The sequence below is a fragment of the Corynebacterium sp. HMSC034H07 genome, from assembly GCF_001815175.1.
In the GTDB taxonomy this organism is placed as follows: domain Bacteria; phylum Actinomycetota; class Actinomycetes; order Mycobacteriales; family Mycobacteriaceae; genus Corynebacterium; species Corynebacterium hiratae.
In genome coordinates this window covers 29,413-42,039 of sequence record NZ_KV819481.1, presented here as the reverse complement: position 1 = coordinate 42,039, position 12,627 = coordinate 29,413, and the positions used below count along the sequence as shown (strand labels likewise).

8 protein-coding genes, 1 tRNA gene, 1 other RNA gene and 3 pseudogenes are annotated in these 12,627 nt (G+C 62.7%); 5 read left to right on the top strand and 8 right to left on the bottom strand.

Annotated elements, in window-relative coordinates:
• The 4 genes and pseudogenes from HMPREF3009_RS00305 to HMPREF3009_RS00290 all read left to right on the top strand — a co-directional run.
• A pseudogene (locus tag HMPREF3009_RS00305) lies at window positions 1-1,406 on the top strand (hypothetical protein); the annotation flags it as partial.
• 98 nt (window positions 1,407-1,504) lie between these two features.
• Window positions 1,505-2,671 (top strand): annotated as a pseudogene (locus HMPREF3009_RS00300) (DNA polymerase III subunit epsilon); the annotation flags it as partial.
• 411 nt (window positions 2,672-3,082) lie between these two features.
• Window positions 3,083-4,372 (top strand): Mur ligase family protein, encoded by a 1,290-nt coding sequence (locus tag HMPREF3009_RS00295; RefSeq protein WP_070509691.1) that lies wholly within the window; start codon window positions 3,083-3,085, stop codon window positions 4,370-4,372.
• Window positions 4,365-5,144, top strand: coding sequence for a type 1 glutamine amidotransferase (locus HMPREF3009_RS00290; RefSeq protein WP_070679280.1), 780 nt, complete (start codon window positions 4,365-4,367; stop codon window positions 5,142-5,144). Before HMPREF3009_RS00295 ends, HMPREF3009_RS00290 begins: the two co-directional genes overlap by 8 nt.
• Before the next feature lie 290 nt (window positions 5,145-5,434).
• Here the strand turns inward: HMPREF3009_RS00290 and recR are convergent, their stop codons facing one another.
• The 6 genes from recR to ffs form a co-directional block, all read right to left on the bottom strand.
• A complete protein-coding gene (gene recR / locus HMPREF3009_RS00285; RefSeq protein WP_010190001.1) occupies window positions 5,435-6,091 on the bottom strand; it encodes a recombination mediator RecR in 657 nt (218 codons plus the stop codon).
• Between the two features lie 114 nt (window positions 6,092-6,205).
• The gene (locus HMPREF3009_RS00280) at window positions 6,206-6,586 is read right to left on the bottom strand and encodes a YbaB/EbfC family nucleoid-associated protein (protein ID WP_046648833.1); all 381 of its coding nucleotides are present in this window, start codon (window positions 6,584-6,586) and stop codon (window positions 6,206-6,208) included.
• Between the two features lie 57 nt (window positions 6,587-6,643).
• The gene (locus HMPREF3009_RS00275) at window positions 6,644-9,286 is read right to left on the bottom strand and encodes a DNA polymerase III subunit gamma and tau (protein WP_083312687.1); all 2,643 of its coding nucleotides are present in this window, start codon (window positions 9,284-9,286) and stop codon (window positions 6,644-6,646) included.
• A gap of 32 nt (window positions 9,287-9,318) precedes the next feature.
• Entirely contained in the window at window positions 9,319-9,795 is a 477-nt protein-coding gene (locus HMPREF3009_RS00270) for a suppressor of fused domain protein (RefSeq protein WP_049157816.1), read from the bottom strand.
• A gap of 85 nt (window positions 9,796-9,880) precedes the next feature.
• Window positions 9,881-11,152, bottom strand: coding sequence for an aspartate aminotransferase type Ic (locus tag HMPREF3009_RS00265; protein ID WP_049157814.1), 1,272 nt, complete (start codon window positions 11,150-11,152; stop codon window positions 9,881-9,883).
• An 81-nt stretch (window positions 11,153-11,233) separates the two neighbouring features.
• Window positions 11,234-11,332, bottom strand: an RNA gene (gene ffs / locus HMPREF3009_RS00260) — signal recognition particle sRNA small type.
• Between the two features lie 167 nt (window positions 11,333-11,499).
• Here ffs and HMPREF3009_RS00255 point away from each other — a divergent pair.
• A tRNA-Ser gene (locus HMPREF3009_RS00255) sits at window positions 11,500-11,588 on the top strand.
• A gap of 492 nt (window positions 11,589-12,080) precedes the next feature.
• On the opposite strand, the gene HMPREF3009_RS13360 is transcribed toward HMPREF3009_RS00255, so the two are convergent.
• Window positions 12,081-12,323, bottom strand: a complete 243-nt coding sequence (locus tag HMPREF3009_RS13360; protein ID WP_128081864.1) for a hypothetical protein — start codon at window positions 12,321-12,323, stop codon at window positions 12,081-12,083.
• Between the two features lie 140 nt (window positions 12,324-12,463).
• Window positions 12,464-12,627: pseudogene (locus HMPREF3009_RS13230) on the bottom strand (IS256 family transposase); the annotation flags it as partial.

Below are 12,627 nucleotides of genomic sequence, written 5' to 3'. Positions count from 1 at the left end.
CCGCCGGAATCATCGCTGCCGCCGCGGGCGCAGCGGCCGTGAAGGTCACCAACAGTGGCAAGGCACACGCAGCCAGCCTTCCAGCCGGCGGATTTGAGGCGACCGGCGCAGCGAAGACCGCCGGTACTGCTGCCACGCAGAGTGCACAAGCCCTGTCCCTCAACTCTGCCGGGGCGGTTGCCGTGACCGGAACAAAGATCGCTGCGGCTAGCACTGGGCTCAAGCTAGCTTGTGCTGCCGGCGTTGCCGTCGTGGTCGGCGGGGCTGCCAACTTCGCATCTTCCGGGAATTCCTCCGGTTCACACCACGATAACCTCGCCGAATCGGCTTTTGAAGAAAACACCCTCGCTGTGTCCACGTCACACTCTGCTGACGCCGACCCTGCTGCTATTGAGGACAAGGCCTCCGACGTCGCGGACACTGCGGACATTGTGGCTGCAGACGCCCACCTCCCCGAGGAGCGGGATGATACGGACGCTACGCGAGCGCTTAGCCCGACTGGTTTTTCCGAGCCCACAGAGCCTACTGAGCTGACAGAACCAGCAGAACCCACGGAGCTCGCTGAGCCCACGGAACGTACACCGCTGCCCGCTGCCGAGGAGGCTGCTACTTCACCGCAGGCGGATCACCTGCCGCATACAGCACCGACAACAGCAGCACCTCGGACCACCGAACCCACAGCGGAGGAGCTCGACGCTCCGGAGGCTCGCCGCACTGAGGCGTTCACCGCTCCCAGCTCCAGCCCTAGGAGCACCGAAAAAAGCACGGAATCAACCACTTCACGTGAGGTCAGTCGCTCCGCAGAGCCGCCGACCACCACGCACCCGCTGAGCACTACTTCGCGGCCGCGCACAACGCCGCCGATCCACGTACCCCGTCCCACCCCACAAACTCAGGCGACCCCGTCGCCGACTGTGGTGACGACTACGCCGAAGCCACCGGCTGAACCCACGCCCTCCACGTCAAAGGCTGCTCCCACCACTACTCCGGTGGGCGAAGATCGAACCGCACCTCACGACGAACCAACTGCCCCGAGCACGCCGCCGGCCACTACCCCTGTGACCACGCGCGTCAGCACACCACCCACGGCGGCTCCGGCGCCCTCGACTACTTCTGCTCCGGCAACTCCAACGCCCACCACCAAGCCCAAACCAACTAGCAAGCCCAAGCCCACCACCAAGCCACAGCTAACCAACGAGCCCAGGCCAACCGCTAAGCCCAAGCCCACGACCGAGCCAATGCCGACCGCTAAGCCCACGCCAACTAGCAAGCCCAAGCCGACCACTCAGCCTCAGCCCACCAGAAAGCCCGAGCCGACTAAAGAGCCCGAGCCCAGCCGCGAGCCTGACCCCACTCCCGAACAATCCGACCGCGGCGGCTGGGTCATCATCATCGACTTTGGCTAGTCCGCAGCGTGCTTACCTTCACCGCGACTCAGTGGATACAACCCCCCTCTCGTGTGCCCTTTCCAGCTTCCTCGCAGTTGGGTACTAAACTGTGAACAATGACTACGACACCCGGCCCCACCGAGCCTGCAGCGCAGCTCAGCGCTGCAGAGACGCCGGCCGCGGCGTCACCACACACCGGCGCCCCTAAGCCGGGCCCGCGCCCCCACCAGGCAGATAAGAAGCAGACCGATAGGGAGCACAAGGCCTCTGCCCGCGAGGAAGCTCTCGCCGCCTTTCCCTACGTGGCGCTGACCATCCAAACCACCGGAATCCACCCTTCGACCGGCCGCCTGCTCACCGTGGATGCGTTGACTCTCAACGCCGCTGGGGAGATCGGCCAGGAATTCCACGCCGTCATCAACCCAGGCGCAGACCCCGGACCGCGGCACCTCCACGGGTTAAGCGTCGAAGAAATCCAGGCTGGGCAGTCTTTCTCCATGCTGCTCAAGCCCCTGGACCGGCTCATTGATGGCCGCACCCTCATCGTCCACGACACCCCTTATACCTGGGGATTCATCGTCTCCGAAGCGCGCCGTGCAATGACCGCCGCTGCCCGCCAGAACCGCGCGCGCAATCGCAACCGGGGCAAGGGCCGACGCCGCCGCTTCAAGGTGGGACACGTCCCCACCCCAGTCGCCATCGTGGATACTCTCGCCACCGCCCGCCGCCAAAGCGTGTGGGGCACCGACATCCGCTTGGCGGCCGTCGCGCGTGACACCGGCCTTTCCGCACCCGACCCCACGGCCAGCGTCGAACGTGCGCAGAGGACAGAAAAAGATACCTCCCGCGAAGCAACCCGCCTGCTCGTGGCTCTTTATCGCGCGCAAGCTTCAGGCCCACTGAGCAGTGCCACACCGGATGACCTGCGAGCGGATCGTTTCGGGCTGCAGCGCTCCCACGTCCGCGTCGACGCTGCTGAAGCGCCCCGCCAGCACCACAACCCCGGTCCGTATGTGCCCGGCAAGGAGCTCATCCGCGGCATGGAGATCGTCGTAGCCCCGGAAATCACCGAGGACCCCGATACCATCATCGCCGCCCTAGCCCGCGAGGAGCTCAACTACTCTGAAAAGCTCACCCGAGAAACGTCCCTGGTGGTCTGCAACATCACCACCAACCTCGTGGGCAAGCCCATGCACGCTCACCGCAAGGACATCCCCCTGATGTCCGACACCGCTTTCCTCGCCGCCCTCGAGCGCATCGAGGAACCCACGGAGCCAGAAGAGCAGTCCGCATCTGGTGGGGCGGGCAACTCAGGGAAGCGCCAGGGCGAGGGACGCTCCGGTGGGCAGTCCAACCGCAACCGCTCCACGAACAAGAATCGCCGTCGCTCCCGCCGTAAATCTTCCGGTAATCATCAGCCCGCTAAACAAGGGCACAACGATAAGAAGAACCAGAACCCTTCAACCGAGGGTTCCGCAGGCGACAAGCCTGCTCACTCGGGCTCGGCTACCAACCAAGGTTCGCAGGGCTCTGGCAACAACAACCGAAACAAGGGCGGAAACCACGGGCGTCGGCGTCGCCGACGCGGTGGACGCGGCCGCCGCGGTAATGGCAACCAACAGGGCCAACAAAACTCGGGACACAACCGCTCCCGCAACACCGATAGCTAGCGTCCCCCGACTACCCTGGGGAACATGAATTTTAACTTCCGAAGCGCGTTCTCCTCCGCGCGCACTGCGGTTGCCACCACCGCTGCGACGCTGGCTACCACTGCCTCGCGCGCCACGGGCCGCGGCGCCGGCGGCATGATTGGCGGGCTCATCGCCAACGCCATCGACCCCACCATCATGCAGAACCTAGCCAAGCAGCGCCCAGCCATCCTGGTGACCGGAACCAACGGTAAATCCACCACCACGCGCATGCTTGCCGCTGCTGTGCGCACCGAGCACTCCGTGGCCACCAACGATGGCGGCGACAACATGGACGCCGGAATCATCTCCGCGCTTCTGGCAGGCAAGGACGCGAGCCATTTGGTCCTCGAGGTCGACGAGCTCCACGTGCCCCACGTCGCGGATAATCTCAACCCCACCGCGCTGGTGCTGCTGAATCTCTCCCGCGACCAGCTGGATCGCGTGGGTGAGATCAACAAGATTGAGCGCGCCCTGCGCGGCGCAGTCGAGGCACACCCGGACATGCTCATCATCGCCAACTGCGATGACGTGCTCATGACCTCCGTGGCCTATGACGCGAAGAACGTCATCTGGGTTTCCGCCGGTGCCGGCTGGATGGGTGAATCCGTCACTTGCCCGCGCACCGGAGGACACATCGTGCGCGAGGGCGAGGACTGGCACGCGGTCAAGCCGCTTGCCGACGGCCGCGAATTCCGCCGCCCCACACCCACCTGGGCAGTAACAAAGGAAGGACTGGTGAGCCCGAAGGGCGTCGACAAGCTCCAGCTGGCCCTGCCGGGGCAGGCCAACCGCGGCAATGCCGCCCAAGCCGTCGCCGCTGCGGTCGAAGCTTTCGGCGTGGACCGCCACAAGGCCATTGCCGCTGCCGAAGGCGTCGATGATGTGGCCGGGCGCTATTCCACCGTCACGCTAGGAAACCGCACTATCCGCCTGCTCCTGGCGAAGAACCCCGCCGGCTGGCAGGAGGCACTGTCCATGGTGGACCGCGAGGCCGATGGCCTGGTCATCGCCACCAACGGCCACGTGGCCGACGGTATTGATATGTCCTGGCTGTGGGACGTGCGCTTCGAGGACTTCGACGATCTGCCAGTCAAGGCTGCGGGTGAGCGCGGCACCGACCTCGCAGTGCGTTTGGTCTATGCGGATATCTCGCACGAGCTCATCCCGGATCCCCTCACCGCTATTCAGTCCTGCCCGGAGGGCCGCATCGAGGTCTTGGCCAACTACACCGCCTTCCGTGATCTGAAGAAGGCCCTTACCGCCGCAGCAGCAAAGGAGCACTCGAATGACTAGCCTGCAGATTGGCCTCATCCTCCCCGACATCCTGGGCACCTACGGCGATGACGGCAACGCCCTCGTGCTGCGCCAGCGCGCCCGCATGCGCGGCCACGAGGCAGAGATCGTGCCCATCAAGCTGGGTGAGCCAGTGCCGGAGTCCCTCGACGTCTACACCCTGGGCGGCGGTGAGGACACCGCGCAGATTCTCGCCGCGGAGCACCTCATCGCTGACGATGGCCTCACCCGCGCTGCCTCCGCTGGTCGCCCGATTCTGGCAATTTGCGCTGGCCTACAGGTGCTCGGCGAGTCCTTCCGTGCGTCCGGCCGCGTGGTGGATGGCGTGGGGCTTATCGACGCCACCACTGCCTCCATGGCCGAGCGCGCCATCGGCGAGGTAGCCACCGAACCCACCAAGGCCGGCATCACCGCTGAGCTCACCGAGCCGCTCACCGGTTTTGAGAACCACATGGGTGCAACCATCCTGGGGCCTGCCGCCCAACCGCTGGGAACCCTCACGCGTGGAACCGGCAATGCGGATACCGCCGCCATTCTGGACCTCTCTGACAGGGCCGTCCAGCGCGGCGCCGAGGGCGCGGTGCAGGGCAGCGTTATCGCTACCTACATGCACGGCCCCGTCTTGGCGCGCAACCCGCAGCTGGCGGACCTGCTGCTGGCCAAGGCCATGGGAATCGCACTCAGCGAACTCGAGCCCTTGAACATCCCCGCCATTGATCAGCTGCGCACCGAGCGCTTTAACGCCTCGGAGCCGCCGCGCTCGCAGCGCTAGATATCAACAGAAGTAACTAACTGAACCTATTGACCAGAATCTTCGGTACACGGTACAGTAAGCAACGGACGCACCAAGGTGCTCCACTTCCGAAGCTCGTGTGAACAACACGAGCTTTCGCGTATCCAGGGGGGAAGATGTACATCGGATACTTTGACGAATTTGGACATAACGGGGCTTATGGCTCCCGCAGTTGTTTTTCCACAACCGAAATCCCCATGAGTCCTACCGGCATGGAAGCTCTGGAGAAAAAGTTCAACGGTTAATTCTCTGTTTCCTGAAGCGTCGGTTTAAACAGTCAGGCGGCCGCTCAACGCACGCGAGAGCGTCAGCTCATCAACAAACTCAAGGTCGCCTCCCAGCGGCATGCCGGAGGCCAGGCGCGTGATCTTCAGTCCCGGGAAGTCCCGCAGCAAGCGCACGAGGTAGGCTGCAGTGGCCTCGCCCTCGGTATTGGGATCGGTGGCGAGGATGACCTCGGTGATGTCCGGAGAGTCGTCGTAAAGCGGCTCTTCCGGGGTGGAATCAGCAAGCTCTCGGTCCGGTAGCACGCCGCCGAGGCGCTGCAGCAGCTGCGAGATGTTGAGGTCCTTCGGCCCCACATTCGCCAGCGGGTCGAGCGCGCCACCCAGCACATGGTAGCGGCCGTCATATTCGCCGGTGCGCTCGATGACCTGGATGTCCTTGGGCTCTTCCACCACGCAGATGGTGGAGGCATCGCGCTGCGAATTGATGCAAATGCGGCAGACTTCTTCGCGGGAAATATTGCAGCAGATGCGGCAGAACGTCACCCCATCACGCACTGCTCCCAGCGCCTTCTGGAGGCGGTCAATCTCCTCTGGGTCCTGATGCAACACGTGGAAGGCGATGCGCTGCGCTGACTTCGGGCCAATACCCGGCAGGCGCGAGAACTCATCGATGAGATCCTGCAGAGGTCCTTCAAACACGCAATGCTCCCCTCACTCAACAATCCCTCAGACCTCGACGGCCGGGGACACAATAAAAGGCCGCGCTGCTCTCCACGAAGAGAGCAACAACGGCCTTTAAGTCTAACGCGCGGCTTACTGGTTGCCGCCGAAGACATCCTGGAAGGACGGACCATCGTAGTTCTGCTGGGACTGGCCCATGCCCTGGGACAGCGGACCAATCTTCTCCTGGGCCAGGCGGCCAGCAGCAGCGTGGGCCTCCTTGAAGGCACCAACGATGAGGTCCTGGAGGGTATCGATGTCCTCCGGGTCGACCACGGACTTATCGATGGTAACGTTCTGCAGCTCAGCGCCACCGGTCATAGTGACCTTCACCAGGCCGTTGCCGGCGGTGCCTTCAACGGTGGAGGCCAGGATCTCTTCCTGTGCCTTCTGCAGTTCTGCCTGGACGCGGGCTGCCTGCGCCAGGATCTCGTTCATGTCATTTGCCTGCTGCATCGGGTCGTTCTCAGTCATGCTAAAAATCCTTTCACACGATTATTTTCACTACGCGCCAAGTGTACAGATGCCACGCTAGAGCCGCCGCGCTCCCAACTCCTGTGCGAGGAGCTCCATGGCCACCTCCGTGGCGTTGCGGTGGTCCATCTCGCCGGCATTCTGCGCGGCCTCCATCATCTCGCGCTCCTCATCCGCGCGGGTGTACTCCGGCTGCGGAGCGGGAGCTTGCTGAGGCACAGGCTGCTGCGGCGCGGCAGGCGCTTGGCCTGCGCTTTCCGACGCCCCACCCATCCCCGCCGGCGGACCGTACTCCTCCGGTGGGGCTTCGAATTCGCCTTCCTCCGGGCCTGGCTCCGGCGGCAGTGGAACGCCGTTGCCAAACTTGGGAACTTTGGAAAACTCTTCGTCCCGCTGGGCCGCTACTTGGCTCGCTTGCGCGATGCGTGATCGCCATTGGCTACCACGGGCCTCCCTCTTTGGGGGCACCATCGCCCCGCGCGGGGCGACGTCCGGACGTTGTGGTTCTGCCGGCGGTCGCGGGTCTGCCGGCGGCTGCGACTCAGCTGCCTCACGCGGCTGCTCCGTCGTCGTTGCAGAAGACGGAGCCTGCTGCCCGATCCGGCGCGGCGCACCCCACGGGTCATCACTGGCATTGCTGGGTTCCTTCGCCTCGGACTCGCTGGGCTTGTCTCCTCTTTCAGATTCTGTTGCTGCCGCGGAAGCAGGCACAGTGTCGGAAGAGTGCGAATCAGTAGCGTTGTTCGGAGTCTCCGGACTCTCTGCCTCCTCGTCGGGCTCGGCGGCCTCGCGTGGTGGCTGGTTGGGGTTCCACTGGGTGCGCTGGGCTGGTTCAGCCACCGTGAAGCCGTGGGCCTTCGGGTCGGTGCCGATGACGCACGTGACCTTCAGGTTGCGGTTGAGCTCTTCCTTAAGGACGGTCACGATGACCTCGTTGGTGCCTGGCGAGTTGATGCGTTCCGCCAGCGCGCCGGTGGTGTGGCCAAGAACCAAGGTGTCATCACGCACGCCGAGGACACGGGCTTCGGCGAGCATGATTTCAGCGACCTTGTTCCGGCGCCCAATCGTCGCCCGCAGGTCAGACCAACGCCCGCGAATTTCCGCGGCTGGGTCTTGAGGCTGCTCGGGCTCAGGCTGCTGTTCTTGTGGCTGTCCTTGAGCCTGTTCTTGCCGTTCTTGTTGTTCCGGCTGTTCCGCTTCCTGCGGTTGTTCGTGCTGCTCCTGTTGCTGGTGTTCCGGTCGCTCTTGGCGCTGTACAGGCTGCTCTGACTGCGGCTCAGGCTGCGCCTCCGGCTGTGCAGGGCGCTCCACCGGTGCCTGAGGCTGCGCAGCCTCAGGGGTTGGGGTCTGCTGCGTCTGCTGGGCTGCTTCTTGAGTCCTTTCGACCTGCTGTGGTTGCTGTTGCTGGGCCTCCTGTTTTGCAGCCTGACGGCTGCGGCGCTGCGCGATGATGGCCGCAGCGGCAGCCGCGGGATCCTGGGCGCTGGCGACTGCAGATTGCTGGCGCTGTGCAGGCGCGGTGGGCTGCCCTGCGGGTGCCGAAGATTGCACGCCCGTTGCCGCTGACGCGGCATTGGGCAGCTGACCGGCCGCTGCCGCTGCGGGGGCGGCACCAACGATGAGGTGCGCACACAGAATTTCTAGAAGTAGCCGTGGGGACGTCGCGCCCCGCAGAGAAGACACGCGCTCGTTGACGGTTTCCGCCAGGTAGGCCAGCTGTGGGCCGGAGAAGCGCTGCGCCTGGGCAGTGAGGATCTCACCGCGGTCAGTCGGCGCCGAGACTAACCCCTCCTCCAACGCTGAAGGGACGGCCTGCAGGATCATCAAATCCCGCAAACGATCCAAAAGGTCAATGGCAAAGCGGCGAGGGTCGTGGCCGGCCTCAATGACATCGTCGACAAGCCGGAAGAGCCCAGCCTTATCCTGGTTCGCCAGGGATTCAACCGTGTTATCCAGCAGGCCTACGTCCGTGACACCCAGAAGCGGGCGGGCCACGTCGTAGGTCAGCCCATCGGGGCCTGCGCCCGCCAACAGCTGGTCCAGGATGGACAAGGTATCGCGGGGCGAACCGCCGCCGGCCTGGATGACCATGGGGTACACGGTGTCATCCACGTGGACGTTCTCCGAGGCCACGGTGCGCTCCAGCAGCCCCTTCATCGCCGGTGGAGTTAGCAGGCGGAAGGGATAGTGGTGGGTACGCGAACGGATGGTGCCGATGATCTTCTCCGGCTCCGTCGTGGCAAAAATGAAGATCACGTGCTCCGGCGGCTCCTCGACAACCTTGAGCAAGGCGTTCGCGCCCGAGGCGGAAATCATGTGGGCCTCATCGATGATGAAGATGCGGTAGCGCGACTCCGCCGGCGCGTAGTAGGCGCGGTCACGCAACTCACGCATGTCCTCGACACCATTGTGAGAGGCGGCGTCGAGCTCCGTGACATCCAAGTTGCCCGGCCCACCCGGGGCCAGCGAGACACAGGAATCGCACACCCCGCACGGCGTTGACGTTGGCCCCTGCTCACAGTTCAGCGAGCGGGCCATGATGCGCGCCGACGACGTCTTTCCGCAGCCACGCGGGCCGGAAAAGAGGTACGCATGGTTAATGCGCCCTGCGTCGAGGGCAGCGGATAAAGGCGTGGTGACCTGCTCTTGGCCTACCACTTCCGCGAAGGTTGCTGGACGATATTTCCGGTATAGAGCCACGGTTAGTCAGTGTAGCGTCTCAACCCGACACGTCACTCCGAGCGCTGCCAATCCAGCAGATCGATGCCTTGCTCTGCCACCGCCTGCTGCAGCGCCGGCACGCCTTCCTCGACGGCGTAGGCATACTCGGCGTCGCTCAGCATCAGCAGTTGGCACACCAGCGTCAGGCGGCCCTCCTCCGCCACCTGCGGGGTCTGGCCGCCCCACAGGTACGGGGCGATGAGCATGCCATGACGCACGCTCAAGTGAGCGAAGCGCTCATCGTCTTCAGCAAAGAGCTTGGGCAAGAGCAGGCCCGGTTGCGCGGGCAACAAGCCTGCGGCTTCCGTGAGCAACGCTGCCGCAGCACTCACTGCGGCAGCCACCTCCACCTGCCCGGTGCGGGCGACGGTGAGGAGCTCACAGCGCACGTCGATGCCTTGCTCGGCGTGCGCTAGCCCGGTGTCGACATCGGCGAAGCCACACGTGACCGCGAGGGACTGCTCACCCTCCAGCGAGGCTAAGCCCAAACGCTGCCCCTCGACATTTCTGAACTCGAGGTCAGCCGGGATGATCTGGTCGAGCCAGTAGGCCGTCTCGTCGGAGTTGATTGCCTTATGCCCCCAGCTTCTCTACTGCGGCGAGCAGCACACAGGTGGCCACGCCATCCATTGCTGCCTCGACTTCTTCCTGCGGCGGCAGGGACGGTGCCAAGCGAATGTTGTGGTCCTTGGCGTCCTCGCCGTATGGGTACGCCGAACCAGCCTGGGTCAGGAGAATGCCGGCGTCACGGGCCAGCTCCCACACGCGGGTCGCGGTGCCCTCCATCACGTTGAGGGAGATGAAGTAGCCGCCCTTGGGGTGGGTCCAGTCCGCGATCTCATGGTGGGTGAGGTTCTTATCCAGGATGCGAAGAACCGCCTCGAACTTCGGCGCCAACAGCGCAGCGTGGCGGCGCATCACCGCGCGCACGCCCTCGGCGGAACCGAAGAACTCGTAGTGTGCCAGCTGGTTAATCTTGTTCGGGCCAATGCCACGGATACCGGCGTGCTCCAAGTACCACTCGAGGTTGTCTTCGGAGGAGCCGAAGAAGCTCACGCCGGAGCCAGCGAAGGTAATCTTCGACGAAGAAGACATAGCCCAGAAACGGTCCGGGTTGCCTTCTTCCGCAGCGATATCCAGGATCGGTAGAATCTCCGGGAAATCCTCAGTCAGCGTGTGTACGGCATAAGCGTTGTCCCACACGATGCGGAAGTCCGGTGCGCCGGTCTCCATCGCAGCAAGGCGGCGAGTCTTCTCTTCCGAGATGACGGCACCCGTGGGGTTGGAGAACATCGGCACTACCCACATGCCCTTCACCTGCGGATCCTTGGCCAGCTCCTCCACTGCTTCAATGTCCGGGCCATCCTCTTCCATCGGCACCGAAATCAGCTCGAAGCCGAAGGACTCCGTGATGGCGAAGTGGCGGTCATATCCCGGGGTGGGGCAAATCCACTTGATGTTCTCTTCCTTGGACCACGGCTGCTCAGAGCTGTTGGTTCCGAAGGTGTAGGCCCACAGGATGAGGTCATACATGATGTTCAGGGAGGAAGAGTCCGCCGCAATGAGGAGCTCCGGATCCATGTTGGTGAGCTTGCCCCACAGATCGCGTAGCTCCTTGATGCCCTTCTGGTTGCCGTAGTTGCGCAGGTCATTACCCGCAGCATCGGTGTAGTGGCCGCGGCCCGGCAGGACGAGCAGATCATTGGACAGATCAAGCTGAGCCTTGGACGGCTTACCGCGGGTCAAGTCAAGATCCAACCCCTCAGCCTTGAGGGCCTCGTAGTCCTTGCGCACCTGCGCGGCAAGCTCATCAAGCTCGGACTTTTCAAGATTAAGAAGAGACATCCGTCTTCCTTCCGGGACGTAGTGCGGACATATGGCAACCATACTAACGCCCCGTCACATCCCCCGTGTGAAAGCACACAAATAAAAAGGGGACCCCGCGCACCCGCCAGAGCCTCCTGACCCTTGCTGCATTCCTGCCCTGGGGGAGTTCAGAGGATGGACGCCACGCGGAATCCTGCGGTCTAGCCTAGCGCGCCTTGCTTGCCGACGCCAAACCGCTCCCCCGCCACCCAACTCCCCACTCCTCTTCCAAGCGCACTCCCCACCTCAAGCCACTAGATTCTTAAGTTTTCCGCCCTGACCTGGCGATTTTGCTTCATTAGGGGGCTCATGTAATGTTTTCCAGCGGAGGATTCGACTAGCGGCCTATGTCACACGCCTGGAACGCGTGCGGGAGTCACATCCCTCAGGGGTTCAAATCCCCTATCCTCCGCCATTGGGAAGTCCCCTGGATGTCATCATCCGGGGGACTTCTCCTCATGCGCAGGTGGCAGATTCTAGTGGTCGCGGATACACGGTTTTAGATTTCGTTGGCATAGCCTTGGAGTTCGGCCATTTCTTCGGCTGGTATTGCAGATCCTAGGGTTGCGCGTGGTCTGTTGTTGAGCTGCATGACAACGAACTCGAGGTCTTCTTCTTAACCACGTAGGCCGAGTTTCCCGCAGTCGTAGGCGACTATTGTCGATACGACTGCGGACAGCGAGATATCCCATGAGCTGTTTGGCTAAGAGGTAGCCAGGAATGGGTGGAACATTTGTGATCATGTCGACCGTGCTGTCGCATGGTATCTCTTCCGAAATCGCCTACGCCTTGCCGCTAGGGGCTTCTACTTGCTTGAGCTGACAGACAACAACCGGCAAGGCGCTACCTCAGTCTTCAATGAGTCGGCGTCTTTCTATATGACAAACCTAGACTGAGCATATCCCTATTACTCTTTACTCCTCCTTTTAGCTGATGCAGCAACTGAAAGAGCTATTCCTAGAAGGGCCATAGGAAGCCCAAGATTAGTAAGCCGAGTTTCCCAAAATAAGCCCGCTATACACAACAAAGCGCCTGCAATGAGAATGACAAGGGTAAAGACTTTAAATAGTTTCATTTCCGCATCTTCCTTACAACTTCCGTCATCGCCCGAAGGCAGGAATCCCCATGAGAATAACAATTCTTTACTCACAATTGATCCCCCCACCTAAATTTGGAACTTTCGTATACTCTTCTCGGGTTCTATGGCTTGAAGAGTGCATGAAAGGGAAAATAGGTGTATGCCATTACTCGGCACTGTGGAACTCAACCACCCGATCAGCAAAGGTTCACTCCCCCCGACCCGTCGGTGGTAACGATGTACGATTCCGCGATTTTGTCGAGCAGTTTCAGGTACTCGTTTGAGCTTTCACGCAGGCACCAATGTCGGGCGATGACGTGCGTTTCGGTGCAGGCTACCAGCAGGAATTTCTTGTGAAAGTAGGTGCCGTCGATAA